Below are 25,921 nucleotides of genomic sequence, written 5' to 3' on the forward strand. Positions count from 1 at the left end.
TCATCCCTTGGAACCGATCTTGCTTTCCTTGCCTTTCAGCAGGCGGGCAATGTTCTCGTGATGTTTTGCCCATAGCAATATGCTGAGTAATCCCATCATTTGCGCAATTTGCCACTGATCGAAAGCCAGCAGAATAAAGGGAGTGACAAGACTTGCTACCAGTGCTGACAGGGATGAGAACTTAGTGATGTAGGCAGTCGCAATCCAGATGGCGATGAAGATGACGCCAACCGGCCAGAAGATGCCGAGCAGGATGCCGATGTAAGTAGCAACGCCTTTGCCGCCTTTGAACTTGAGCCAGACCGGGAAAAGGTGACCAAGGAACGCGCCGAGACCTGCGATTAATGCTGCTTCACCGCCCATGTAAAGAGACACAAGTACGACAGCAACGGTGCCTTTGAGCGCGTCACACAGCAGAGTGAGGGCTGCGAGTTTCTTGCTGCCGGTACGCAGGACATTGGTGGTGCCAATGTTGCCGGATCCGATGTTTCGGATATCGCCGTGACCTGCCATTTTTGTAAAGAGCAGGCCAAACGGAATGGAGCCTAATAGGTAGCCAAAGGCCAATGCAGCCAGATAGTAGGGTAAATCAAGGGACCAGCTGATTGGATCAGGCACGGGTGTTCTCCAGTAGTTGAATATTAAAGCAGTATGCCTGTCCTCGCGGATGAGCATACTGCTTTAAAACATTATCGTATCGCGTGCATTGTGCCAAAGCCTCGTGGGCTGGTTCAGAGCTACACGTTAAATTGCGTCGTGATCTAGGATGCCGCCTGCAACGATGGTTGTCAAAACCCGACCTGTCAAAGTTTCGTCCTCAAAAGGGGTATTCTTTGAGCGCGAGCGGATTTTATCTTTTTCTACGATCCATGGTTTTTGCGGATCGAACACGATCAGGTCTGCTGGAGCGCCTTTTGTGAGGCGACCAGCAGGAAGACCAAGACGGTGCGCTGGATTGCAGGTCATTGTTGCAAGCAGTTTGGAAAGTGAGATGTCCTCATTCAGAACGAGGCGCATTCCAGCTCCAAGCATTGTCTCAAGCCCTAAAGCACCATATTCGGCTTCTGCAAAGGGGTGACGCTTAGTTTCCACATCTTGTGGGTTGTGATCGGACATAATGATGTCGATTGTGCCATCTGCCAGTGCTTTTACCATGGCCTGACGATCATCTTCCGTGCGCAGCGGTGGCGACATCTTATGGAAGGTCCGGTAGGGGCCGATGTCGTTTTCGTTGAGCGTGAGATGATTGATGGAGATGCCTGCAGTGACATTGAGCCCGTCGTTCTTCGCTTTCTGGATGGCTTCAGCGCTTTGCGGACAAGAGATCAGGCGTGCGTGATACTTGCCTTTTGCCATGGCAACGAGGCGCATATCGCGTTCGATTGCGACGAACTCAGCCTCGCGTGGGATACCTCCCAGACCCAGCCATGAAGCGCGTAGACCTGCGTTCATGACGCCGGAGCCTGCCAGATCCTTATCCTGTGCCTGATGAACCACCAGCGCGTCGAAGTCGCGGGCATAAGTCAGCAGACGGACCAGAACGGAGGAGTTGGTGATTGGCAGTCTGTCGTTGGAAAAGGCGATGGCGCCGGCTTCCTTGAGCAGACCGATCTCGCTCATGTCCTTGCCAGCAAGCCCCTTTGTGAGAGCAGCCATTGGATGGACGTTGACGATAGCCGTGTCACGGGCGCGGCGGAGCATGAAGTCCACTAGTGCAGGATCATCAATCACCGGGTCCGTGTTGGGGCTGGTGAGGATGGTGGTTACACCGCCAACGGCTGCTGCGCGGCTGGCGCTTTCTAGCGTTTCGCGGTGTTCTGCGCCGGGTTCGCCTACACTGACGCCCATGTCTATGAGACCGGGTGCGACGACAGCACCGTGGCAGTCAACGGTTTTTGCTCCATCTGGAGCACCTTGATTGAGAGCCTCTGCACCAGCGGCGAGAATGGTGCCGTCCTGTACAATCACTGCACCTGCTTCATCAACATTTTTTGCTGGGTCGATGATGCGGGCGTTTGTCAGGACCAGCGGGTTTACATTCTTGTACATGCGCGTGTCCTCTAGTGGTTGTCAGGAAGGTTTTGGGCAAGAGCTTCAAGCACTGCCATGCGAATGGCAACGCCCATCTCCACTTGCTCGCGGATCAGACTTTGCGGACCATCTGCAACTTCTGCTGAGATCTCGACACCACGGTTCATAGGGCCGGGGTGCATGACCAGAGCATCAGGTTTGGCATAGGAGAGTTTTTCCGAGTCCAGACCGTGGTAACGGAAATACTCACGAACAGATGGTACAAACGCACCGCTCATACGCTCGCGTTGCAAACGCAGCATCATGACGATGTCGCAGCCCTTTAGTCCTTCGCGCATGTCTGTGAATACTTCGACGCCCATACTATGAATACCAGAGGGCAGTAGTGTAGAGGGAGCTATGACACGCACGCGGGCTCCCATATTGGAGAGAAGGATGATGTTGGAGCGTGCGACGCGGGAGTGGCGGATGTCGCCGCAGATGGCTACTGTCAGGCCGCCGAGGGTTCCTTTGTGGCGGCGGATGGTCAAGGCATCCAGCAGAGCCTGAGTTGGGTGTTCGTGAGGGCCGTCGCCAGCGTTGACGACTGCGCAGCCGACTTTGCGGGCCAGCAGGTGGACTGCTCCAGCGGCGTGGTGGCGAACAACCAGTAAATCAGGGCGCATGGCGTTCAGGGTTGCTGCTGTGTCGATCAGGGTTTCACCCTTTTTCACCGAAGAGGTGGAGACCGACATGTTCATAACATCCGCGCCCAGGCGCTTGCCTGCAAGCTCAAAAGAAGATTGGGTGCGGGTGGAAGCCTCAAAGAAGAGGTTGATTTGCGTTCGCCCACGCAGAACAGCTTTCTGCTTTTCTACCTGTCTGGAGACTTCGACGGCTTCGTCGGCAAGGTCCAAAAGGTAATTAATGTGGGGAGGCTGCAATCCCTCGATACCGAGGAGATGGCGATGCGGGAACGCTGAGGATCGATGTGTGGTTTTCTTGCTCATCGAAGACCCTTCTATAGGCAGAAACACCGAGTTCGTAAAGAGCTCAACAGATGTATAGTTTTTATTGTGCAAATCGCAGTTGCAACGTGCGCGCTAACCTATCAAAATCGCTGGGGCAACTCGCGGGAGGAAAAATGGATAAAGTTTCACAAGCCACTATGACGACAGGGGTAATTAATCAGGCCCCGCCATATTGTGGGTATAACCTTGCCGAGAGTGATCCAATTCTCCTTGCTGATTTGGGTGGCACGGGAACCAACGATTCTGCACGAGAGGAGCTTATCAAGTTTGGCGAGCAGTGTGGAGCCGCAGATGCACTGGATCTGGGGAGATTGGCAAATGTTAATGAACCGGTGCTGAAAACACACGATCCGTATGGTCGCCGTCTGGATATTGTTGAATTTCACCCGTCCTACCACGCGCTGATGCGCCGCTCCTTTGAGGCTGGCCTGCACAGTGCGTCCGTTGAATCCATGGAACCGGGGGGGGAGCGTGCGTTTTATAATCGTGCGCGCAAGTATTTTTTGATGAGTCAGGTGGAAGGTGGACACCTTTGCCCAGTGACCATGACCAATGCCTCTGCCATGGCCCTCACTCAGGCGCCCGAGCTTGCCAAGGTGTGGAATGAGCGCATCCTGAGCCGTAAGTATGATCAGCGTTTTCGCCCTGCCAGCCAGAAGATGGGTGCAAGCCTTGGTATGGGTATGACGGAGAAGCAGGGTGGTTCCGACTTACGTCAGATCATCACTCGCGCTGAAAAAGTTTCTGACGATACTTATGTGATCAATGGACATAAGTGGTTCTTCTCTGCGCCAATGTGTGATGCGTTCCTTGTGTTGGCGAAGTTGGAAGAGGGGCCGACCTGTTTCCTCGTACCGCGTATTTTGGAATCTGGCGAAGTGAACGGGCTGGATTTCCAGCGCCTGAAAAACAAGCTGGGTAACAAATCCAACGCTTCTTCCGAGGTTGAGTTTAACAATGCTGTTGGCTTCCTTGTGGGGGAAGTGGGTAAGGGCATCAAGACCATTTTGAAAATGGTGACGCCTACCCGTGTGGACTGTTGTATTGGGTCTTCTGCCCTGATGCGGGCGGCGATTTCCAGAGCGGTTCATCATACCTCCAACCGCAGTGCATTCGGTGCTCGCCTTATTGAGAAGCCACTGATGCAGCGGGTTCTTGCGGACATGTCTCTGGATATGGCTGCAAGTGAGGCACTGGCGTTGAAACTGTCGCATTGCATGGATTTGGAAGGTGAAGACAGTCAGGCTGCTGACTTCCTGAGGATCATCACGCCTGCTGCGAAATACTGGATCTGTAAGAGTGCAGAGAACGTTGCCGCTGAGGCGATGGAGTGTCTGGGTGGCAACGGGTACGTGGAAGACCACGACATGGCCCGGATCTATCGTGAAGCCCCAGTCAACAGCATTTGGGAAGGCTCAGGCAACATCATGGCGCTGGATCTGTTGCGGGCGATGCATCGTACGCCAGACAGCTTCATGAATGTGCTTGGCATGCTGGAAGCTGATCTTGGTCCTGCCGGCAAGGTGTCTGTTGAAGTGTTGCAGGCTGCAGCGCGGACGTGTCTGGAAGATGAGGGTGGTGCCCGGTTGCTGACTGAACAACTGGCGATCACAGCTGCGGCTGCTGCGCTGAAAGAAGTTGCTCCTCCAGCGATTGCCAATGCGTTTATTGAGACCCGTATGGCAGGCCAGTGGCGTTCAAGCTACGGCATGCTGGATGCACGCTATGATGCCAAGGGCATTTTGGAGTGGCTTTACCCGATCAAGTAGGCCACGACCAATAACCACGTCGGAATAGTGATTGCGGCGGCGACTGTCTGAAGGGTCAGAATTTCGGCCATCAACTTGGCGTCGCCGCCCATTTTCCTCGCCAGAACAAAACTTGCCCCTGCTGCCGGAACAGAGAACACCAGTGTGACGATGGTTGCCGAGATTTCGTCAAGCCCAAGCGCGAGCGCAAAACTCAAGGCAATGCCTGGTGCAAGTACGTTGCGCAAAAGCAGAGCTGATGTAAGCGCTGGGCCCGGGCGACGCAGTGCCCCCAAATCCAAAGCTGCACCGACGCACAGAACTGCAATTGGTAGGGCGGCACTTCCCAAAAATGTCAGATAGTTTGCAATAACTTCCGGAATATAACCACCGGAGGCGTTGATGAGGCCTCCGGCTGCAACGCTGATGATGAAAGGGTTCTTGATCAGCTCTTTTGCAAGCGTCTTTGGCGAGGGGACAGACCCTCCTGCATAGATCGATAGCACAATCACGCAGAGCAGGTTTGCTGCCGGGATCATGATTGCCATGATGACCGCCACCAGCGCCACACCTTCCTCTCCAAAACTATTGGCTGCGATTGCCATGGCGACAAAACCATTCCAGCGCACAACACCTTGAAAAATGGAAGTGAAGCGCGGACCTTCGATTGCAAACTTCTGTTTTAGAAAGGGTTGCAGGACGAGGCACAGAATGGCCAGAAGCGAGAAGGTTCCCAGTACGGATATGGTGATTTCCATGACTGGCATTGCCGAAAAGTCTGAGGTGCCCACATTGATCAGGATGATCGCAGGGAACAGAACCCAATAGGCCAGATCTTCCATACCGCTCCAGCGCTCTCTTGGGATGAGATTGCGGTGACGGAGGAACCATCCTGTGGCTGTGAGGAGCAAGACAGAGATGATGGCTGACAGGGCAGAGAACATGCTTGTGCTTTTCAGGCTGTTGCATAGACAAGAAAGTGTCTTTGCAAGTGGATGGACAAACAGCGCATTGAGGCGCGTATCCGTTTATTCACGTAGCCTGAAAAAAGCAGAGTGGTAAAGCGCAGGGCGCCTTAAATTTTCTCAAGTGTTGTTGCTTGAGAGCTGGACCTACTCGTCCTCAAAGAGAGAGGTGCCGCCATAGTTGATACGGTCCAGGAAGCCCTGCAGGATGTAGGAGGCAGCCATCTTGTCGACCAGCTCGGCTCGGCGGGCGCGGGAACGGTCTGCTTCGATAAGTGTGCGTGTGACGGCAGCGGTGGAGAGGCGCTCGTCCCAGTAGGTGATCGGGATTTCCGTTTTCTGGGCAAGGTTGCGCACAAATGCGCGGGTCGCCTGACAGCGCGGACCCTCGGTGCCATCCATGTTGAGCGGCAGGCCGATGACGAGGCCAAAGACACTGTGTTCCTTACAAAGATCCAGCAGACGTTCGACATCCTGTGTAAACTTCTTGCGCTTGATGGTCTCCAATGGAGATGCAATCTGCCGACCTGAATCAGTCAGTGCCAAACCAATGGTCTTGCTGCCAAGATCGATACCAATCAGGCGGTCATCATCATAAAGCGCGTCGCAGAAATCTTCGAGAGAAAGTGAGGGATCATTTGCCATGGCGGCGGGTTAGCACGGCTTGAGAGCAACGCCAAGCAGGTAATCTAAATTTTTCTCGGGGACATGCTGTTTCCTGCTGAACTGTGCAACGGCTGTTCTGATAAAGGTAAGGGTGCAAGACGATTGAGCAGGTGGATATAGGCGTGACGCAAGTGCAGTTTGAAAAGGGATGGCAGGGCATTCTGGCTCCTGAAATGGATAAACCCTACTTTCAGAAACTCCAGGCCTTTCTGGATGCTGAGGAAGCGGAAGGAAAGACCATTTATCCTCCGACAGCTGACTGCTACGCTGCCTTTAACGCAGCTGCTCTGAGTGATGTGCGTGTTGTCATCCTTGGGCAGGACCCCTACCACGGGGAAGGGCAGGCACATGGACTTTCCTTCTCAGTTCGCAAAGGCGTGAAACTGCCGCCGTCGCTTCGCAATATCTTCAAGGAGTTGGAGAGCGACCTTGGTTTAGCGCCAGCAGCTCATGGGTGTTTAACGTATTGGGCGGAGCAGGGTATTTTGCTGCTCAACACGTCTTTGAGTGTGGAGGAAGCCAAGGCCGGGTCTCATGCCAAGAAAGGGTGGGCGCCGTTTACGGATGCTGCGATCAAGGGCTTGTCCGAGGCACGAGAGCATCTGGTGTTTATCCTCTGGGGCGCGCATGCACAGAAGAAGCTGGATCTGATTGATGAGAGTAAGCATCTGGTTTTGATGAGTGCCCATCCATCGCCGTTGTCGGCACGGCGCGGTTTTATCGGGTCGGCTCCATTTTCCAAAACCAATGCTTATTTGAAAGAACATGGTATTGCAGAGATTGACTGGAATATCTCCTAGGGCATTACTGGAGTTTTGTCAGTGTCCAGTTACATTTAAGGGTTGTGTAACCAAATTCCTACTAGTTTAGATAATATTTTAGATATCACGGATGTGCCGCGTTTCGGCGCTCCGCATTGGGGGATTGGTAGTATGGATTTACAGTTTCTGGGCCATTCTGCTTTTAAGGTTTACATTCCCGGGGCAACGCTTCTGATTGACCCGTTCTTGTCTGGCAATCCGAGCTTTCCGGCAGAGATGAGTGTGGAGCAGGTGAGTGAAGGTGTCGATCATGTTCTGCTGACCCATGGCCACGACGATCATGTGGGCGATACCATCGATATTTTGAAAGTGACTGGTGCAACGCTTACGGCGAACTGGGAAATCTGCATGTGGGCGCAGGACAAAGGTATTGAGAAGATCAATCCTATGAACCATGGCGGCTGCGTGAACATGGGGGCGTTTGGTGTGGCGCTGACCAATGCAGTGCACAGTTCAGCCTGTTCGTTTGATAGTGAAGGCAGCGTTGCAGACGTGTATCTGGGTAACCCAGCTGGTGTTGTGGTGATGGCTGAGGATGAGCCAACACTGTTACATATGGGTGATACGGATATCTTCTCTGATATGGAGCTGATCAACGAGATTTACCGACCCCAGATTGGGATTGTGCCGATCGGGGATCGGTTCACTATGGGCGCTCGCACCGCATCAATGGCGTGTCAGAGGTTCTTCGAGTTTCAGACCATCATTCCGTGTCACTACGGTACCTTCCCAATTTTAGACCAGAGCGCAGATCAGTTTACCGAATGCATGGAGGATGATGCATTTCGTGTGGCAAAGCTGAAGCCGGGGGAGACGGTGACAGTCAATAACAGTGTTGCAGCTTCATAGCTGCATTGATTTTTGTCACTGAAACAAGAAAAGGCCTCAGCGTGAACTGAGGCCTTTAAAGTTTGAAAGGGACACATTCCGCGTTTTTTTGCTTTCACCGCGGGAGCTACGCTTAGTTGGGGGCACGCGTAGCTTGAGTGGCCTTCAAGGGAGCTTGGGTGGGGTTCGCTTAAAGGTCTGCTTCTGGCGTGTGTATGATTGTTGGCCAGTTTTCATTTGCCCGGGCGATGGAAGCGTTCGGGTCTTTTAGGAAGTGACGCTGGGCGCCTGCATGGGCATTCAGGTAAAGTTTGCCATCGACGATCTTCCATTGTTCTGGCTGGATCGGAATTTTTACTCCGAAGCTCACACCAGTCGCACACCAACCACCATACTGAGGCGCGTACTTGGTTGGATCCTTTTTGAACTTGTCGAGATTTTCAGCGGAAGAGAACAGCCACGTCACATCCTGATACTGCGTGGAATACTCTTTTTTGCCAGGAACTGGCTTGCCTTGTGTGAAGTAAGCGACCGGATCAGTTCCTTTGATTGCGTAGCCTTCTTCAACGAAGTTGGTTACGTCATCGGCCATTGCCGTCATCGGAACAGTTACAAGTGCTGACAGTGCTAGTCCAACTGCAAGAACTGAAGATTTGATCGGCATGGGCAACTCCTTCGGACTGATCTTTGAAGCCAAGTCTGGCTTGTTTCGTTTACCAGTTGATTATGGGGAACCACTGGTTTTTATCTATGTTCTGAAAACACTATGCGTGAATACCTATCTTAAGGCCAATAACGCTTCATCACCGTTTTGAGAACTGGTTGTGAGGGGAAGGTTTACTCGCTGCAAAGTGCATTTGAAGATGCGTAACTTGTTGTAGATGCAGCGTTAGTTTTGTTTATGTGTGCTTTGAGCTAATGGGTGCCATAAACGAAAGAAAGCCGCAGATTTCTGCGGCTTTCTCTAGGGCTCAATGCATATGCCACCATGAGATTTGGGGAGATGTCGGAATAGGCGCTAGGCATCGCCTATTGCAGCATATGCACTGAAGGAAACTTAGAGTTTGTCTGCTGGTACGTCGCGGATCTCAACCCAGTTTGTGTCTGCATTGGTGATCGTTTCGATTGTGCGGGACTGCATGCGCTTTACTGCACCATCGTGTGCGTTGAGGTAGAGCTTGCCGTCGACGATGTCCCAAAGCTCAGGCTTGGTTTCCAGCTTGCTGCCGAAGGATGCACCAACTGCACACCAGCCACCGTACTGCGGAGCGAACTTTGCTGGCTCTGCAACGAATTTGTCACGGTTTTCAGCGCTGGAGAATTTCCAGGTTACGCCGTCGTACTGAGCGGTAAATTCAGCTTTACCCTGAACAGGCTTGTTTTGTGTGAAGTATGCAACAGGATCGGTGCCACCAATCGCATAACCACCAGAGGTGTAGGTCGAGATTTCATCAGCGAATGCGCCGAATGTGCTTGCGGACAGGGCGGCACCTGCAATAGCCGCTGCAACAGCGATAGATTTGATTTTCATTATATTACCCTCAATGAAACAATGAATTTCGCCGGACAAACAAAACCAGGTCAGGAAGAATGCTTTGTTTGTTCGACAACCTCGGCCTGCGGAAATTGCCCGTTCTTGCGAGGCCCAATCTTCTTGCCCCAGGAGGGTGTACAAGTGCCAATCAAGTGTCTTCACCAAGAGGAGAGCGGCTTTGATTTTTTATGATCGACTTGTAATGCTTTGAATTAACTCGGTAATTTCCCGTAGTGTCGGTTTTCTCCTACGAACGAGGCTGGTGAAAAACACAAAACCGAGAAGTTGGTCGATGCTTGTCTCCATGGTTGCAGTGGTATTCCAGTAAACGAAAACCTGTCTGAAGTGCGTGCGCTGTTCACCTTCAATGAGGGAAAGTTCCTCCACTAACGAAGGCTCTGAGAGCAGGGCAAGCCATGCGGTGCCTAACGGAGTGTCGTGCAGGGCGTTGAGGATGCCTGAAGTGGCGTCCTGCAAGTCATTATGAAAAGAAGACATACCGGGGTAGATGGGGGGAACCTGGCGGAACCCGTAGCGCAGGGCTTCGAGAGCCAGACCTGCTTTGTTTGGCCAGCGGCGATACAGCGCTTGTTTGGACGTGCCTGCTGTCTGCGCAATTCGCTGGGTTGAGGTGCCGTGATAGCCATCCGTTGCCAGTGCTTTGAGCGTTGTAGTCAGGATCAGACGGGTGAGTTCGTTGTTTTGTGGGCGGCCTCTTGGTGTGGTCGGCTCAGGCATCAGGAAAACCTCTCCGCATACTCAGAGGGTGTGATGCCAAAGTTTCGCTGGAAGGCACGGCGTAGATTTTGGATATGCCCGAAACCGGACAAGTGAGCTGCCTGCTTGATGGAGCTGCGTTTGAGAAGGGCTGTTCTGGCAAGATCCAACCGAAGACGCTCTACGAACTGAGCTGGGGTCGCGCCAATGTCTTCTTTCAGGCGGCGGTGCAGGGTGCGCGTGGAGACACCTGCTGATTTTGCCATGTTCTCGATGGTCCAGTCTGCTTCCGGCTCTGACAAAATGATCTCCGAGAGTTTGGCGATGTTGGATTGACCGGCGGCTTGCAGGGAGAGGGCGGAGGAGAACTGAGTTTGTCCTCCATTGCGGCGCAGATAGACCACCAGCTCCTGCGCGGTCTTCAGTGAGATCGCTGCCCCCAGATCTTGCTCGATGAGGTGCAAGGTCAGGTCTATGCCTGCGGTGACACCTGCAGAGCTGTAGACATTACCTGCATTGACGAAGAGTTGGTTGAGCTGCCAGTTCACATTTGGGAACTCTGTTTGTGCTGTGGAAGCGCGGCTCCAATGGGTGCTGGCTTGCTTGCCATCTAAAATGCCAGCGTCTGCCAGAATAAGTGCGCCGGAGCAGATGGAGATGATGCGCTCTCCGTTTGTTCTTGCTGCAGCTTTTTGAAGAAGCGAGCGAAGGGTATTGCTGCCCAGCTCTTTATCGACGCGTCCTCCGGGGATGAGAAGATCAGCGGCTGGGTTCCAGTCGGATATCTTGCCATCAACGGCGATTTTGATCCCGGGCTGGGTTTCTACCGGCTGACCATCAACAGAGAGAATCTTGAGCTTATACTTGGGATGATAACTGTCTGCCGTCCAGAAAGCCTGCATCGGGCCTGCCAGATCCAGAAGGTTGATCCCGTGATACACGAGTGCATCTATATGACGGTAATGCTCGATTTGTGTGTTTGGCATGATTTGAAGCTTGAATGTCCTAACTGCCAATTGTTGTAGGCGGTAATCTCAAGGAGGTCAAAGTTTCTTCGAGGAATAACAATGAGATTTTCAAAGGTAGCGGAGCCGGGGACTGCCTATAGGGCGCGCAATTTTCCGCTCATTTTGATTGCAACAGCAATCCTTTCCATGCAGATGCCAATCCTGATTGCGATCAGCGCTCTGGCAGGGTCGTATCTGGCGCCCCATCCCACTATGGCAACTGTGCCGCTTGCCTTGCAGATGTTTGGTAACTTTCTGTTTGCTACACCAATCTCGCTGTTTATGGGGCGGTATGGGCGTCGGAACGGGATATTGTTGGGTGTAGTCCTGAGCATTATCGGTTCGTTGCTCTGCGTTTATGCGCTTTATTCCAATCAGTTTGTCGTGTTGCTTGTTGGACATGTTCTTTTAGGCATTGCCACGGCGGCCTACACTTTTATGCGGTTTGCTGCGTCTGATAGCGCCAGCGAAAAGTGGAAGCCCATGGCGATCTCGCTAAGCATGTCTATGGGGTTGCTCTCTGCGCTGCTTGGCCCAAGCCTTGTTGGTGTGGTGAAAGATTTCGGCGGAGTCATTCCGTTTGTGGGCAGTTATCTGGCGTTGGCAGGTGTTGCTGTTGTGGGCGCATTGCCTGTGCTTGGTTTGAGCCTGCCACCTGCTTTGAAGAAAGATCAGACTACCAAAGGGTTTGTTGCGTCCTTGAAGGTGCTGCGCCGACCAGCTGTCTGGAGTGCGACGGCTTGTGCCGGGCTTTCCTTTGGCTTCATGACTATGCAGATGTCGCCTACACCGCTTGCGATGGACTATTGTGGGTTTTCTGTTGGTCAATCCAGCGATGTAATCCGCTGGCATTTGGTCGCCATGTTTGGTCCGAGCTTTGTTACAGGCTTTATCATCCGCCGGATTGGAACAACCGCGGTCATGGTGCTGGGTTTGTTGATGCTTGTTGGGGCTGGTGTGATTGGTGCGCTGAGTGTTGAGATTTGGGCCTTCTATGTGGCTTTGATCCTGCTGGGTGTTGGCTGGAACTTTGGTTTTATCGGCGCGACATCTCGTTTGGTTGAGGTTGTTGCGCCTGAAGATGCGCCGTTTGCCCAGGGGGCCAACGATTCAGTCGTGGCGTTGGTGTCTGCGATCTGTGCGCTTTCAACGGGTATTTTGTTCAGCACTGTTGGTTGGGCAGGGCTTTCACTTTCTGCGCTTCCGCTGTTGCTAGGTCTGGCGTTGTGGCTGGCGGTGTCAGGTGTTCGCGGGAGATCACCTGCATATGCTTCTCAATAATCGGTACTGATCAGTTCCGTAATATTGAGAATATGAGGGATGAACAGCAGGGCAGTGATTGTTCTGCTGTTTTTTTGTGTTTATAGCTCTTTGCGATGAATTCGAGGCGGGCAGTTCTTTGCCCCCGTAATTTCGGAGTGAAACATGTCGGTTGATCTGAACACCGTAAAACGTGTTGCCGGACTGGCGCGCATCAAGGTTGATGACGCGCAGGCGGAGAAAATGACTGGTGAGCTGAACACGATCCTTGGTTTTGTTGAGCAGCTGAACGAAGTGAATGTTGACGGCGTTGAGCCAATGACCTCTGTGGTTGAAACCACTATGAAGAAGCGCAGTGATGGCCAGACAGACGGCGGTTATGCGGACAAGGTTGTTTCCAACGCGCCGGTGCATGAAGACAACTTCTTCACCGTGCCCAAAGTTGTTGAATAAGCGCCCGATTTCACGAGGATAATGACTGTGACTGATCTTACCAAACTGACGATCGCTGAGGCGCGCGACAAGCTTGCTGCCCGCGACTTTACCGCAACTGAACTGACTGAGAGCTACCTCGGTGCTATCGAGTCCGGCAATGAGGCGCTTAATGCGTATATTGCTGTGACTGGTGATATTGCGCGTGAGCAGGCCAAAGCGTCTGACGCAAAAATCGCTGCTGGCGAGGCGCGTCCGCTGGAAGGTATTCCTCTCGGCATTAAAGACCTTTATGCGACCAAAGGTGTTCACACTCAGGCGTGTTCTCACATCCTCGATGGCTTTAAGCCAGAGTATGAGTCCACTGTTACGCAGAACCTGTTTGACGACGGTGCTGTGATGCTGGGTAAGCTGAACATGGATGAGTTCGCGATGGGCTCTTCCAACGAGACTTCCTTTTACGGCAACGTTGTAAACCCTTGGCGCCGCAATGGCACTGAGACTGCGCTGGTTCCTGGTGGGTCTTCTGGTGGTTCCGCTTCTGCCGTTGCTGCACATCTTTGTGCGGCGGCAACAGCTTCTGATACCGGTGGTTCCATTCGTCAGCCTGCAGCACTGACCGGTACTGTTGGCATCAAGCCAACCTATGGCCGCTGCTCTCGTTGGGGCATGGTTGCGTTTGCGTCCTCATTGGATCAGGCTGGTCCAATTGGCCGTACCGTGCGTGATAACGCGATCCTGCTGAAGTCCATGGCTTCTGTTGATGCGAAAGACACCACTTCTGTTGATGTGCCTGTGCCGAACTATGAAGATTTCATCGGCAAGTCCATCAAGGGCATGAAGATCGGTATTCCTAAAGAATACCACATGGACGGTATTCCAGAGGAGATTGAGGCGCTCTGGCAGCAGGGTATTGCATGGCTGAAGGAAGCTGGCGCTGAGATCGTCGAGATTTCTCTGCCAAACACCAAATACGCTTTGCCTGCTTACTACATCGTGGCTCCAGCGGAAGCGTCTTCCAACCTGGCGCGTTATGACGGTGTTCGTTACGGTCTGCGTGTACCGGGCAATGACATTGTAGAGATGTATGAGAACACCCGCGCAGCTGGCTTTGGTGATGAAGTGAAGCGCCGCGTGATGATCGGCACCTACGTTCTGTCTGCAGGTTACTACGATGCGTACTACCTGAAAGCGCAGAAGGTTCGTACCCTGATCAAGCAGGATTTTGACAATGCATGGGCGGACGGTGTGGATGCAATCCTGACACCAACCACGCCAGATGCAGCGTTTGCGCCGGGTGAGATCACTGATCCAGTGACCATGTACATGAATGACGTGTTCACCGTGACAGCCAACATGGCTGGTGTTCCGGGCATGTCCATCCCAGCTGGCCTTAACAAAGACGGCCTGCCACTGGGCCTGCAGCTGATCGGTAAGCCATTCGATGAAGGCACTCTGTTCCAGGTTGGTGAAGTCATCGAACAGGCCGCCGGCCGCTTCGAGCCTTCCGCCAACTGGTGGAGCAAATAAGCCTCAGCGCTTGCTGCTATGAAATGACGAAGGCCTCGGAGAGATCCGGGGCCTTTTTGTTGGGCGTTGGTTTCTGTAGTTGACCATCTCACGGTGGCTATGCAGTTATGCCTTTGTAGAAAAAAGAAGCTTCCTTATTGGTAGTCCTGATCATAGATTGACATTACTTCTTGGAGACGGAACTCCAAAGACTTTATGGCAGCAGCGTGAGTCCATTTGAGATATGCCTGATTGCATTTTTGCTCCACTTTTTCTTGCTTACGAAGAAAATGTTTTCCTTCAAATGTTCTATAAAATTCGATCGCTATTTCTAACTCTTGTCGACTATAGAGTTTTTTGACTTCATTCTGGATCACTTGCTCATATCTATCGAAATTTTGGTATAGGTTCTCTTCGTAGGAGCTTATGATTTTCCGCTTTTCTTGTCTGTTAAATGCATATCTATATATTTCTTCTTTGTAGCTATTTATTGTTGTGTTTATGTACTGTTCCTTATTCCAGGTGATCTTGTATAGATCACTTAATAATTTATCCTTGGACTTAACTGAGTATTCGTCAGATCTCTTGGTAAAATATGCGAGTGACTTTATTGTTCTCATAAACTTGAATAGAAGTTGCATTTTGAAATGCCTGTGTTGTGAGTGTTCATTACTGCCTTTGGGCGAGTAGTTGTTATTTAAGATCTTAATACCAAGAGTTGTATATTACGGATATACTAATTTTATTATTTCAGAAATTTAGGCGCAGACTTTAAATCTGATATTCAATAGGCAATCTCCGGTCTCACAATCATCAGCCAAACAATCCCAAGTATCGCAACGAAAGCCGGAAAGCCGCAGGCGAACCAGATGCGGTAGAGGGTGTGGTAGCGGGGTGGTAATGGCGTGCATGTTTGGGCGGCTGATGCGGCGAGGTTTCTGAGTTGGATTTGTATCCAGACCACTGGGAGCCAGAATGCGCCAATAAGCACGTAAAGTGCGAGTGAGAGTACGATCCAACCTTCGGTCAAAGACCAGCCAACGTGTCTTGCCAGCAGATATCCGGTGATGGGTTGAACGATCACTGCTGTGGCTGTGAAGAGGGTGTCTGCAAGGACAACTGTTCCGGCAGTGTGAGCGATTGCAGCCGCATCAAGAGTTCTGGAGGCGATCACCATGAAAAAGGCGATGCCTGCGCCTGTTCCGATGAGGACACAGGCGCTGATGATGTGCAGGAACTTGAGGAACTCGTAGGTCATCTTTCCTCCAGCAGCAGAATGGGAAAGAGGGCTAGGATCATGGCGGGGATTGTTTTGACATACGGGCCAAGGGGAGCTGCCCAGAGGTCTGTTGCCCACAATGTGCCAGCGCCTAAATATCCAAGTGTCACTGCGATCATGCCCAGACAGGCGAGGCGGGTGTGTCTTCTAAAGAGGATGAGGCTGCCAAGCGTGACGTCTGCGATGCTGCCTGCAAAGACAAAGAGCAGACTTAGTGTTTGATCCATGCCGCGCTCGGTCAGAACTCTCTGTGCGTCGCTAAACTGGATTGCTCCGATGATGCCAGAGGCAAGCCAGAAGAGAGAAAGGCAGGCGATGGTGAGGGGCAACAGAAGATAAAGTCTGGCAAACCAACGCTCCTGCGTTGAGCTTGGTAGACACCTCAGTGTTTCATCCAGTGACTTGCATCGGAACCCACCTGCCTTTTGCCATATGGACGTATCAGCGGTGATGCCGTTTTGCAGGGTTTCGATGGATGTGGATCGCAGAGGTGAACGCCATCTAAGCCCACCAAGAGCATCCGCCAGTTTACTTGTCACTGTTAGGAGCCAGTTTGGTGTTGTAACGGCATAGCGCCATTGCGGGAAGCCTTGCCATGCTCTTATTGCTTTTGTGAGTTGCCAGAGGGTTTGAGGTGTTTCTTCAGCCAGGTCTGCCGTTGTCCCTGTCGGGATTTTGCCAAGCGCGCAGTGTGTGACTGCTTGTGCCAGGTCGTCTAATGCAATGGCTTGAATTTGGCTTTTGGGGAATACCTTAAAGCCAACGAGCGGCATCGCGCTGGCTGCTCGTAGAAGTGCTGTTCCGCCATAGGCTTGTGGTCCAATAACAAGGGCAGGGCGCAGAATGATTGCGTGTTCAAGCTGTTGCCGGATGATTGCATCGCCTTTTGCTTTGGTGCGGAAGAAATTGGTGGTTGCGTCAAGCGCGACGCCTGCAGCGGAGATCTGGATGAACAGCTTATCTGTGTTGACCAAAGCCTCGCACATATGCTCGATGGCTTGCACATGGATTGCTTCCAGATTGTCTTTGGCAGAGTCTTGCAGGGCGCCGGATGCGTTTATGACTACATCTGCTGCTTCAAAGATTTTGCTCCAATCCTCAGTGGTTGCGGAGGCTATATCCAGAAAGTGCCACTGTAGTTCAGGAAAGCATTGCCGGGCGGCTGATTGGGAGCGTCCAACCCCCGTGACATGAAATCCTGAGTGTTGAAGATGTTTGACGCAAGCTGCTCCGATGAAGCCATAAGCGCCGAGGACAATTGCTGATTTGCGGTTACTCATAAATTGAACTTTAAAAACGAAGACCAGACTCACTTTAATGCCTCAATCTAACACGAGGGCGTTCAGTTGAGTGCATCTTATTTGTCAACTTAATTGACAAATATGTCGTGCAGTGGTTTTGTGCGGGTATGGAAGAGCGGGACATGCAGAGAGATCCTGAACGGGCGAATTCGCTTTATGAGTGGATCAGATCACACGGCCTTTGGCGCAGTACGGTCTATTCTTGAAGGGCTTTTGCAGTGCCCGCGTGCAAGTGAGATGCGGGCGCACCTGAAAGTGCCGCGGGCGGTGCTTGGTTGTTTTTCCTCACTGGCACAGTCGTAACTTGGAGGCATTGATGAGTATGTGGAGTGTTGTTGGTCTTGTGGTTTTGGTGCTTCTGATTGGTGCGGGATACACCGCGCAGCGCTTGATGCGGTTGCAGGGGCCGACGCAGGGAGACGTGATTGATAAGGCAAGCCGCGGTCAGTCTGCGTTGCTGGTGCTGGATGTGCAGGAGGACTTTACAAAGGATACCAAGGCACGACAGTGGCCTGCTGCTTTTGTGGAAGAGCGGATTGCGCGGATTAATGCGTTGGCGGCAGAGGCGCAGGCGCGCGGAGAACCGGTGATTACCACACGGTTGATCTATGAGGGAGGCTATACGAACTTTCTGATTGGATTGCTTGGCGAAGGGCTTGGGGCAAAGGGCTCTGACGGGCTTGAGTTGGATAAGCGGATCGGGTTTCAGCCGGACATGGATATTGTGAAGAGTGTGGGGGATGCATTTGCCAGTGAAGAGCTGGAGGCTTTCCTGAAGACGCACGGTGTTGGACGGCTCAGGATTGCCGGGCTTGATGGATGTTACTGTGTGAAGAGTACGGCGCTTGGTGCGCTGGGGCGTGGATATGCGGTGGAGCTGGCAGAGGATGCTGTGCTTTCCATTGATCCGAAAGGCTGGACGGACTGTCGGGCAGAGTTGGTGAGCAAGGGCGTGCAGCTGGTGAAATCGGCAGAGCTGGCCGTAGCTCAGTAGGTTCTGATCTCACCTGCATTGTGTCGGTTGCACATTATCAACATGCACCCTACATGGGCATGGGAAAAGTCTGCGTCTGACGCAGGCTTTTTGCTTGTGTATCTGCGTGATGCATCTGGCTGTGGATCAAATTGAATGAGCTGAACCCTGGTATATTAAGCTGCCTACTAGATGTTGGGTGTTTTGCCGTTTCAAGACATACTGCCTCAAAATCTACACATTTGCCTTGGGGATTAATGCGGGAAAGGCTGTGGGTATATTGTTTAGATTGCTGCGTAATGTGCTATGGGTCTGTCTCCCAACAATAAAAGAGCAAACAGGAATAGCATGGCAGACGTTGAGTGCATCGTAATCGGTGCAGGAGTTGTGGGCTTGAGCGCGGCTTATGAACTAGCGCGCAGGGGACGTGAAGTTATTGTGCTTGAACAGCACGAAATCATCGGCTCCGAAATCAGTGCTCGTAATTCCGAAGTTGTCCATGCCGGAATTTACTACGCAAAAGATTCATTGAAATCAAAAGCTTGCGTGCAAGGTAAGGAGATGCTGTATTCCTTTTGTGAGGAATTTAGCGTGCCGTACAAGCGCGTTGGTAAGCTGATTGTAGCAACCGATGAAAGCCAGGTTTCCATGCTGGATGGCATTCGCGCACGTGCTGCTGCCAATGGTGTTGATGATCTTTTGATGCTCAATGAAGCACAGGCGCGGGGCTTTGAGCCGCATCTGGCGTGTAAGGGCGCTCTGTTTTCTCCTTCCACAGGCATTGTGGATAGTCATGCGTATATGATGGCACTGCAAGGTGGATTAGAGGCGCATGGCGGGCTTGTTGTTGTTGGGACAGAAGTCACCGAGATCGAAACCGGCATGCGTCCAAGCGAACTGATGGGCGCTGACATTCTGGTGGAAGAGGATCTGGAAGCGGCTGATCATCACTTTGATGATGACGAGCATGAAGAGTTTGCTGCCAAGAACTTCAAAGGCGATGGCTTTACCGTTGTCATGAAGGATGGCTACGCGATCACTTGTCATGAGCTTGTGATTGCTGCGGGTCTTCACTCCAATAAGATGCTCTCCAAGCTGGCCGGGCACATGTCATGTAAAGTGCCGAAGCTTTACTATGCGAAAGGCAACTATTTCAGCCTTGCCGGAGATGCTCCGTTCTCGCATCTGATTTATCCTGTGCCAGAGCCGGGTGGGCTTGGTGTTCACCTCACGCTGGATATGGGCAATCAAGCACGCTTTGGTCCTGATGTGGAGTGGATCGACGAGATCGACTACGAAGTGAATGAAGCGCACGGCGAACGGTTTTATTCGCAGATCCGTAAATATTATCCCGATCTGGCCGATGGCAGCTTGCAAGCGGACTATTCTGGTATTCGTCCTAAGCTGGTTCCTGCGGATGCTGAAGCAGCCGACTTTGCGATTTGGGGTGAGGAAACTCACGGCATTCCGGGGCTGTTGACTTACATGGGTATCGAAAGCCCAGGCCTGACCAGCTCACTTGCGCTGGGCTCCATGGGCGCTGATCGTTTGGTCGGCGCGTAACTCATTCCTTATAATCCTCTCGATAATGCTAGGGAAATGTAGCGTTTCCCTGCCTAAACTGCTTTTTTCCGTCTGGAAGAGCAGGTGCGCTTATGAAGCTGAGCCGTCGAGACTTTGTGAAAACCAGCGCAAGCGGCGGGCTTGCGGCAGGTGCAGCTACATTCATTTCCGGCAGTGCTGGCGCGCAGCAATCTCAACCTGTTTTACCTCCTGCTTCTGTGGTGCCGGAAACAGCTTGCGCACAGTCACTCCTTGGTGCGGGTGTTGCTAAGCCGGATTTCACGTTGGACGTGGATGAAAAACCCTACTCCCAATATGGCGTCGATCTTAAAGGCATGCTTGTTGGTGGCACATGGCCGGGTACTCCCATCCGATATACGGAAGGGGATATGTTCCGGGTGCTCATCAACAACCGGATGACACATCCCACCTGCATTCACTGGCATGGACTGCTATTGCCATCACTACAAGATGGCGTGCCTGAGATTGCGCAGCTTCCCATTCAGGCCGGAGCTTCGCAATATTACGAGTTTCCGCTGGTTCAGCAGGGAAGCTATTATTACCACTCTCATCTTGGCTTGCAGGAGCAGTATGGCCTTCTAGGAGCTCTCATTATTGAACCCAAGGACAATCCATATTCCTATGATCATGATGAAGCGCTGATGTTTAGCGACATTCCACCAGCCGAAGGTGGGGAGATTATCAAAGGCTTGCGCAGTGGCAGGCATCGGCCCGAGATCAAAGATGCTTATGAGCCTCCTAACGCCAAAGACTTTGATATTGATGTTGTGAATGCTGGTTACACTCTGAATGGGCAACCCAACTCCAAACCGTGGACGTTGACGGTCAAAAAAGGAGCGCGTTTGCGGCTGCGGTTGATCAACTCGTCCGGCAGCACCTTCTTCAGAATTTCTATTGACGGACTGAAGTTCTCAGTCATTGAAGTTGATGGCAACCGTATGCAGCCTGTTGAAGGGCAGAATGTGATTGTCCCGACATCAGCCCGTTATGATGTGCTGGTAGATGTGCCGGACAGTGGTAGTTACACAATCCATGCTGCTGCGCTTGGTGATAGTAAGCAGTGTCTTGGGGTTATTCATACTGATGATGTGAAGGCCAGCGTGAATGACAAGCGGCCTTCCTTTGACGGGGTCACTGTTGATTTCAGAAGCCTGAAGTCGCTTGAGGCATCAGGGTTTGGCCGAAAAGTTGATCGTGTTTATGATGTGCTGCTTTCGGGAGATATGAAGGCCTATGAGTGGATGATGAACAATCACTACTGGCCTGAGCCCTATGCGGGGCCTGATCCGCAAAAGACGTATCTGGATGTGAAACAGGGTGAGGTGGTTCAGTTGCGGATGATCAATCGGTCTCCCATGTCTCATCCTATGCACCTTCACGGCCATACATTTCGCGTACTTGGTGGTCCTGATGACGACTATGCGCCAGTGATGGATACGGTTTGGGTGCCTAAGAAGCAGACGGTGACCATCGAATTTCTGGCCAACAACCCCGGCATGTGGGCCTATCACTGTCACAACATCTGGCACTTGGCTGTTGGGATGATGCAGCCCGTGCGCTACGTTGTTGGTGAACGTGAGATGCTGCGGTAGCTCCGTAATTTCTGTTGGGGGGCTGCTCTTGATGTGTTTACGCTGTTGCCGGATTTAGCTGCTTAAAAAGGGGGCTGCTGCGTCTTCCTTTTGCCCGAAGTTTCGGGGAAAGGAAGAATAAATGAAAATCGGAAAGTTTATAGTTGTCTGTGCGCTGGCGTTGAGTGTTGGTCTGCCGAGTGCTCAGGCTGACGTTTATTGGGCAGATGAGCCTGATACCCTTGTAGGTAATAGAACTTTGGACTCACGCTCAAGTTTTACAGGGCCAACTGTTCGGCAGGTGCTGAGTGAATCATCTGATCGCGATATCCAGCGTGCTTACCAGAATCCGGCAGGGACTGATGGTCTGTACTTGCTCCTGCGTGATGAGAGTGGTGTTTGGCATCGTGGCGGACGCCCTCCGGCTACCCATGTGACTGTCGAATTATGGGATCGAGGGCGATATCAAACGACCTGTCATGTCTATTCATATCGCGAGGACCGGGATCGAAGGTTCTTTTACACGACCTGTAACTAATGCTCGTGCTAATTGACCTCGCAGAACGCTGCTGCGAGGTCTCGTGATGCTGTGCGTTTTTTCCCAGTATTGAGTAAATGTGAGATTTGAGCATCAGATGATTTAGTTTGGCGAGATTTCCATGTTGAGCCAATGCAAAAACTCTTTGATTTCAGGTTCGTTGCGTTTGCAGTAGGACCATTTCAAATGCTTTTGTGCAGTTATAAAGCCAGCTTGTTTTAAAATATCCAGATGCCTGCTGGCCGTGGGTTGGGCAACGCCAAGCGCCTCTGCAATCAAAGTCATGCAAACTCCAAACTCAGAAGGATCAGCTGATTGCTGATGGCTGAAGTGTTTTTGTGGGTCTCTCAGAAGGCGCAGGACCATTAAACGAGGCTCACTGGAGATGGCTTTAATTTGTATTGCTCTATCCATGTAAATATTTATATAGTCATTTAGCTAAATGTCAATGTGAGTCGTGCTATGCTGGAACTTCCAAACACCTCGGTTATTAACGGAAACGCTGTTCGCTGGGGGGCGATGGGGGATGGACCGCCACTGGTTGCCATCCATGGCACACCTTTTTCTTCGCAGGTCTGGCGCAGGATTGTGCCGCATCTCTTCGATCACAGGAGGGTCTATTACTTTGACCTGGTGGGCTACGGTTACTCCGAGAAACGCGAAGGGCAGGATGTTTCCCTCGGGGTGCAAAATGAGGTGTTGGTTGCCCTGTTTCAGGAATGGGAGTTAGATCGCCCTGATGTTCTGGCTCATGATTTTGGAGGCGCGACAGCTCTGCGGGCCTATTATCTGAATGGTCTGCGTTACGGTTCTTTGACGATATTTGATGCGGTTGCTTTGGCTCCATGGGGATCATCGTTGGTCCAGCACGTGCGCCAACATTCCGAGGCCTTTGCCGGGATGCCGGAGTATATGCATAAAGCGATATTACGGGCTTATTTGCAGACGGCTGCTCATCACGAGCTTTCCGAGGAGGCTTTGGAGATTTATGCCGCTCCGTGGATTGGACCCGTTGGGCAACCAGCATTTTATCGTCAGATTGCGCAGATGGATCAGAAATACACTGATGAAGTTCAGGGATTTTATGGGGCTCTGGATTGCCCGGTCTCTGTACTTTGGGGGGCGTGTGATGAGTGGATCCCCTATGAGAAGGGGGAGGTTTTGGCCGGTCTGATTTCCGGGGAAGATTGTATTCCAGTTCCTCAAGCTGGTCATTTGGTTCAGGAAGATTGCCCTGAGGCTATTGTAGCAGCGGTTTTGAAGCAGATTTTGGGTAGATGACACCCAAGCTTTGCTTGATTGAAAACCACCCCGCAGCATGGTGCTGCAGGGTGGTGTTGGTCAGCGATTGTCGAGCTGGCTGCGGACGCGGGTCAGGCCCAGTTTGGTAATGCGATAGGGGCGGCCTCCTTTTGAGGAGATCAGGCGTCTGTACTTCAGTTTTCTGAAGATGTGCTCGGAAAGACCGGCATAATACCAGCCGTCTCGGGTGACGCAGTTCATTTCTTCCAGAGTGCCATCATCGTCACGGCGCAATTCAATGCAGCCGCCTTGTGCCAGCACATGCAAAATGCGCTGTTCAGCTTTCGAAAAATCCATGGATGTCTTTGAGTTTTAAAGATGCACTTGTCTCGTCTGCCCGCTCATGCGGTCAGTGAGATTGTTTGGATTGTGCATGCCCTGTCTATCTTCGACAGGGCTTTACCGGGACTCTTGTCGAGCTCGCATCAAAACTCCATTGATTGATGGCTGCCTTATAGGCAACCCATCTGAGTGTCGCAAGCGTGTCATTTCTTGCTGGACTGCGAAAACAAGCAGGTGTTGCAGATTTGCTGGAAGTGATGGACGTCTCTCCCTATTATTCTCTGCAACGTACTTTTCGGGGATGTGCTCCAAGTCTGTTTCGCAGTCACTCCAATAATGTGCTAGGGGAACTACGTAGCGCTGTGCAGGTGCTTTCCTAATTGATCTGAATGAGACTTTAATGACCGACGATATCTCTGTAATCCTGCTGTGGCCGGGACTTTTGAATCCGTTTGCCATATTGATCGCCGCCTATATGGGCTACTACGCCAATCAGCGGGGGAAGATCTTCATTGCAGGATTTGCTGCAGCTGCGCTCAGCTTGTTTCTTGAGGGGCTTATCAAGCTTGTCGGGATACCTTTGCCGTGGAACCCTGAAGTGGGGCCGCTGGCGTTGTTCCCGTTCCGCTTCGCGACGGGGCTGATTGTAAGTGCTATTGCTATGAAAATCGGGGCAAGTCGTCGCCGCGCAAAGTGAGTGCTGAGGGATTGTTGTTCAGCGTGGGTCAAGCTCCAGATGCTTCTGCGCGACTTTCTACAAGCTTCTCCCCGAAATTTAGGCACTCTGGTTCAAAAACCCCCTAAGATTCACTTGCCATTGCGGGGTTGATGGCCTACCCAACACCATTGAGAAATTAGGTGGTCTTCGTGGCTGTGCATCGCGTGGCCGGACTTCCGTGAAGACTTATACGAACACAGGATATTGATCGCATGACGCTGCTTGTCGATACGCGCACTCCGGATCCGAAGAAATTCATCAAGGGCGCAACTGGCGACTGGGAAATCGTAATCGGCATGGAGGTTCACGCTCAGGTGACCTCTGAAGCCAAGCTTTTCTCGGGCGCTTCTACCAGCTTTGGCAGCGATCCGAATAATAATGTGAGCTTGGTTGATGCGGCGATGCCGGGCATGCTGCCAGTGATCAACGAAGAATGTGTTCGTCAGGCTATTAAGACCGGTTTGGGTCTGAAGGCCGAGATCAACCTGAAGTCCGTTTTTGACCGCAAAAACTACTTCTACCCTGATCTGCCGCAGGGCTATCAGATCTCCCAGTTTAAACAGCCGATCGTTGGTGAAGGTATCATTCACCTTGATATGAAGAGCGGCGAGCAGGTTGAAGTGGGCGTTGAGCGTCTGCATCTGGAGCAGGACGCGGGTAAATCCCTGCATGACCAGCACCCGACCATGTCATTTGTTGACCTGAACCGTTCCGGCGTGGCGCTGATGGAAATCGTTTCCAAGCCAGACATTCGCTGTGCTGATGAAGCCAAAGCCTACCTGACCAAGCTGCGCACCATTTTGCGCTACCTGGGCACCTGTGACGGCAACATGGACCAGGGTTCCATGCGTGCTGATGTGAACGTTTCTGTTCGCAAGCCGGGTGGTGAGTTTGGTACGCGTTGTGAGATCAAGAACGTGAACTCCATCCGTTTTGTTGGTCAGGCGATTGAATATGAAGCGCGTCGTCAGATCGGCATCTTGGAAGATGGCGGCGAGATCGATCAGGAAACACGCCTGTTTGATAGCGTGAAGGGTGAGACCCGTTCCATGCGTTCTAAAGAAGAAGCGCATGATTACCGTTACTTCCCGGACCCGGATCTGCTGCCGCTTGAGTTCACTCAGGCGCTGGTTGATGAGATGGCTGCGGACCTTCCGGAACTGCCGGATGAGAAGAAGGCGCGTTACATTAAAGACTTCGGTCTGACCCCATATGACGCTGACATTTTAGTTGCTGAGCGTGTCTCCTGTGACTTCTTTGAGGAAGTTGCGAAGGGCCGTGATGCGAAGCTGGCTGCGAACTGGGTGATCAACGACACCTTTGGCCGCTTGAATAAAGAAGGTCTGGATGTGACCTCCAGCCCGATCTCTTCTGAGCAGCTGGGAAAGATCATTGACCTGATCAAAGCAGGCACCATTTCTGGTAAGATCGCGAAAGACCTCTTCGAGATCGTCTGGACTGAGGGTGGTGATCCAGCGCAGATCGTAGAAGATCGTGGCATGAAGCAGGTGACTGACCTTGGTGCGATTGAAGGCATCGTGGACGAGATCCTTGCAAACAACACTGACAAAGCAGAGCAGGCGAAAGAAAAGCCGGGCATGCTTGGCTGGTTCGTTGGTCAGGTGATGAAAGCCTCCAAGGGTAAAGCAAACCCACAGGCTGTGTCTGACATGCTGAAAGCGAAGATCGGCCTCGAGTAAGTCGTTCATACAGCTTTATAGAATTCGAAGGCCCGCCAGTTTGGTGGGCCTTTTTTCTTGGTGAGGCTACAGCGTATCTCCGAAAAGTGGAAACTGGTTTTCGGATAAAGATACGCAAAAACAAAGACTAAAGCAGTTCAGGTGT

Annotated in this window: 27 protein-coding genes; 14 read left to right on the plus strand and 13 right to left on the minus strand. The window is 52.0% G+C overall.

Features of this window, described 5'->3' with window-relative positions; all coding sequences use genetic code 11:
* The 3 genes from plsY to PsWM33_RS14260 form a co-directional block, all read right to left on the minus strand.
* Complete coding sequence (plsY, locus tag PsWM33_RS14250; RefSeq protein WP_063297873.1) at positions 1-618, minus strand: glycerol-3-phosphate 1-O-acyltransferase PlsY; 618 nt, start codon at positions 616-618, stop codon at positions 1-3.
* 126 nt (positions 619-744) lie between these two features.
* Positions 745-2,049, minus strand: a complete 1,305-nt coding sequence (locus PsWM33_RS14255) for a dihydroorotase (RefSeq protein ID WP_063300658.1) — start codon at positions 2,047-2,049, stop codon at positions 745-747.
* An 11-nt stretch (positions 2,050-2,060) separates the two neighbouring features.
* The gene (locus tag PsWM33_RS14260; protein ID WP_082827010.1) at positions 2,061-3,020 is read right to left on the minus strand and encodes an aspartate carbamoyltransferase catalytic subunit; all 960 of its coding nucleotides are present in this window, start codon (positions 3,018-3,020) and stop codon (positions 2,061-2,063) included.
* 134 nt (positions 3,021-3,154) lie between these two features.
* On the opposite strand from PsWM33_RS14260, the gene PsWM33_RS14265 reads away from it, so the two are divergent.
* On the plus strand, positions 3,155-4,810 hold the full coding sequence (locus tag PsWM33_RS14265; protein ID WP_082827011.1) for an acyl-CoA dehydrogenase family protein: 1,656 nt from the start codon (positions 3,155-3,157) through the stop codon (positions 4,808-4,810).
* Here the strand turns inward: PsWM33_RS14265 and PsWM33_RS14270 are convergent.
* Both PsWM33_RS14270 and ruvX read right to left on the minus strand, forming a co-directional pair.
* Entirely contained in the window at positions 4,795-5,733 is a 939-nt protein-coding gene (locus PsWM33_RS14270) for an AEC family transporter (RefSeq protein ID WP_057463362.1), read from the minus strand. The genes PsWM33_RS14265 and PsWM33_RS14270 overlap by 16 nt on opposite strands.
* 168 nt (positions 5,734-5,901) lie before the next feature.
* Positions 5,902-6,399 (minus strand): Holliday junction resolvase RuvX, encoded by a 498-nt coding sequence (gene ruvX / locus PsWM33_RS14275; protein WP_063289427.1) that lies wholly within the window; start codon positions 6,397-6,399, stop codon positions 5,902-5,904.
* A gap of 137 nt (positions 6,400-6,536) precedes the next feature.
* Between ruvX and ung the strand changes: the two genes are divergently transcribed.
* Both ung and PsWM33_RS14285 read left to right on the plus strand, forming a co-directional pair.
* Positions 6,537-7,220, plus strand: coding sequence for a uracil-DNA glycosylase (gene ung / locus PsWM33_RS14280; protein WP_208994567.1), 684 nt, complete (start codon positions 6,537-6,539; stop codon positions 7,218-7,220).
* Between the two features lie 132 nt (positions 7,221-7,352).
* On the plus strand, positions 7,353-8,090 hold the full coding sequence (locus tag PsWM33_RS14285; protein ID WP_063300659.1) for a metal-dependent hydrolase: 738 nt from the start codon (positions 7,353-7,355) through the stop codon (positions 8,088-8,090).
* A gap of 169 nt (positions 8,091-8,259) precedes the next feature.
* On the opposite strand, the gene PsWM33_RS14290 is transcribed toward PsWM33_RS14285, so the two are convergent.
* The 4 genes from PsWM33_RS14290 to PsWM33_RS14305 form a co-directional block, all read right to left on the minus strand.
* Positions 8,260-8,733, minus strand: a complete 474-nt coding sequence (locus PsWM33_RS14290; protein WP_057463358.1) for a YHS domain-containing (seleno)protein — start codon at positions 8,731-8,733, stop codon at positions 8,260-8,262.
* A 393-nt stretch (positions 8,734-9,126) separates the two neighbouring features.
* The gene (locus PsWM33_RS14295) at positions 9,127-9,600 is read right to left on the minus strand and encodes a YHS domain-containing (seleno)protein (RefSeq protein WP_057463357.1); all 474 of its coding nucleotides are present in this window, start codon (positions 9,598-9,600) and stop codon (positions 9,127-9,129) included.
* A gap of 189 nt (positions 9,601-9,789) precedes the next feature.
* Positions 9,790-10,341, minus strand: a complete 552-nt coding sequence (locus PsWM33_RS14300) for a TetR/AcrR family transcriptional regulator (RefSeq protein WP_063300660.1) — start codon at positions 10,339-10,341, stop codon at positions 9,790-9,792.
* Positions 10,341-11,306 carry a GlxA family transcriptional regulator gene (locus tag PsWM33_RS14305; protein ID WP_063300661.1) on the minus strand — a complete coding sequence of 322 codons (966 nt, stop codon included), beginning with the start codon at positions 11,304-11,306 and terminating at the stop codon, positions 10,341-10,343. The genes PsWM33_RS14300 and PsWM33_RS14305 overlap by 1 nt, the downstream gene beginning before the upstream one ends.
* Before the next feature lie 81 nt (positions 11,307-11,387).
* Between PsWM33_RS14305 and PsWM33_RS14310 the strand changes: the two genes are divergently transcribed.
* From PsWM33_RS14310 to gatA, 3 genes are all read left to right on the plus strand, one after another.
* On the plus strand, positions 11,388-12,608 hold the full coding sequence (locus tag PsWM33_RS14310) for an MFS transporter (protein ID WP_063300662.1): 1,221 nt from the start codon (positions 11,388-11,390) through the stop codon (positions 12,606-12,608).
* A gap of 144 nt (positions 12,609-12,752) precedes the next feature.
* Complete coding sequence (gatC, locus tag PsWM33_RS14315) at positions 12,753-13,040, plus strand: Asp-tRNA(Asn)/Glu-tRNA(Gln) amidotransferase subunit GatC (RefSeq protein WP_063300663.1); 288 nt, start codon at positions 12,753-12,755, stop codon at positions 13,038-13,040.
* 21 nt (positions 13,041-13,061) lie between these two features.
* A complete protein-coding gene (gene gatA, locus PsWM33_RS14320; RefSeq protein WP_063300664.1) occupies positions 13,062-14,549 on the plus strand; it encodes an Asp-tRNA(Asn)/Glu-tRNA(Gln) amidotransferase subunit GatA in 1,488 nt (495 codons plus the stop codon).
* Positions 14,550-15,312: 763 nt separating this feature from the next.
* Here the strand turns inward: gatA and PsWM33_RS14330 are convergent.
* Both PsWM33_RS14330 and PsWM33_RS14335 read right to left on the minus strand, forming a co-directional pair.
* Positions 15,313-15,786: a DUF2269 family protein gene (locus PsWM33_RS14330; RefSeq protein ID WP_063300666.1), complete on the minus strand. Its 474-nt coding sequence runs from the start codon at positions 15,784-15,786 to the stop codon at positions 15,313-15,315.
* Positions 15,783-17,087, minus strand: coding sequence for an SDR family oxidoreductase (locus PsWM33_RS14335; RefSeq protein ID WP_063300689.1), 1,305 nt, complete (start codon positions 17,085-17,087; stop codon positions 15,783-15,785). Before PsWM33_RS14335 ends, PsWM33_RS14330 begins: the two co-directional genes overlap by 4 nt.
* Positions 17,088-17,264: 177 nt before the next feature.
* On the opposite strand from PsWM33_RS14335, the gene PsWM33_RS27340 reads away from it, so the two are divergent.
* The 5 genes from PsWM33_RS27340 to PsWM33_RS14355 all read left to right on the plus strand — a co-directional run bounded on the left by PsWM33_RS27340 (position 17,265) and on the right by PsWM33_RS14355 (position 21,774).
* Complete coding sequence (locus PsWM33_RS27340; RefSeq protein ID WP_193778401.1) at positions 17,265-17,411, plus strand: hypothetical protein; 147 nt, start codon at positions 17,265-17,267, stop codon at positions 17,409-17,411.
* 13 nt (positions 17,412-17,424) lie between these two features.
* Entirely contained in the window at positions 17,425-18,102 is a 678-nt protein-coding gene (locus tag PsWM33_RS14340; RefSeq protein WP_063300667.1) for a cysteine hydrolase family protein, read from the plus strand.
* A 327-nt stretch (positions 18,103-18,429) separates the two neighbouring features.
* On the plus strand, positions 18,430-19,644 hold the full coding sequence (locus PsWM33_RS14345; RefSeq protein ID WP_063300668.1) for an NAD(P)/FAD-dependent oxidoreductase: 1,215 nt from the start codon (positions 18,430-18,432) through the stop codon (positions 19,642-19,644).
* A gap of 92 nt (positions 19,645-19,736) precedes the next feature.
* Positions 19,737-21,257 (plus strand): multicopper oxidase family protein, encoded by a 1,521-nt coding sequence (locus PsWM33_RS14350; RefSeq protein WP_063300669.1) that lies wholly within the window; start codon positions 19,737-19,739, stop codon positions 21,255-21,257.
* 121 nt (positions 21,258-21,378) lie between these two features.
* Positions 21,379-21,774, plus strand: a complete 396-nt coding sequence (locus PsWM33_RS14355) for a hypothetical protein (protein ID WP_057463344.1) — start codon at positions 21,379-21,381, stop codon at positions 21,772-21,774.
* Between the two features lie 102 nt (positions 21,775-21,876).
* Here PsWM33_RS14355 and PsWM33_RS28790 read toward each other — a convergent pair whose 3' ends face one another.
* Complete coding sequence (locus PsWM33_RS28790; RefSeq protein ID WP_342585919.1) at positions 21,877-22,059, minus strand: ArsR/SmtB family transcription factor; 183 nt, start codon at positions 22,057-22,059, stop codon at positions 21,877-21,879.
* Between the two features lie 177 nt (positions 22,060-22,236).
* Here PsWM33_RS28790 and PsWM33_RS14365 point away from each other — a divergent pair, with 177 nt between their 5' ends.
* The gene (locus PsWM33_RS14365) at positions 22,237-23,055 is read left to right on the plus strand and encodes an alpha/beta fold hydrolase (protein WP_063300671.1); all 819 of its coding nucleotides are present in this window, start codon (positions 22,237-22,239) and stop codon (positions 23,053-23,055) included.
* A 60-nt stretch (positions 23,056-23,115) separates the two neighbouring features.
* On the opposite strand, the gene PsWM33_RS14370 is transcribed toward PsWM33_RS14365, so the two are convergent.
* Positions 23,116-23,373, minus strand: a complete 258-nt coding sequence (locus PsWM33_RS14370) for a YjhX family toxin (protein WP_063300672.1) — start codon at positions 23,371-23,373, stop codon at positions 23,116-23,118.
* Positions 23,374-23,758: 385 nt separating this feature from the next.
* On the opposite strand from PsWM33_RS14370, the gene PsWM33_RS14375 reads away from it, so the two are divergent.
* Positions 23,759-24,055, plus strand: a complete 297-nt coding sequence (locus PsWM33_RS14375) for a hypothetical protein (RefSeq protein WP_057463341.1) — start codon at positions 23,759-23,761, stop codon at positions 24,053-24,055.
* Positions 24,056-24,288: 233 nt separating this feature from the next.
* Positions 24,289-25,776 (plus strand): Asp-tRNA(Asn)/Glu-tRNA(Gln) amidotransferase subunit GatB, encoded by a 1,488-nt coding sequence (gene gatB / locus PsWM33_RS14380; RefSeq protein ID WP_063300673.1) that lies wholly within the window; start codon positions 24,289-24,291, stop codon positions 25,774-25,776.
* Positions 25,777-25,921: the final 145 nt, after the last annotated feature.

Origin of the sequence: Pseudovibrio sp. WM33 (assembly GCF_001623165.1) — a bacterium.
GTDB lineage: Bacteria > Pseudomonadota > Alphaproteobacteria > Rhizobiales > Stappiaceae > Pseudovibrio.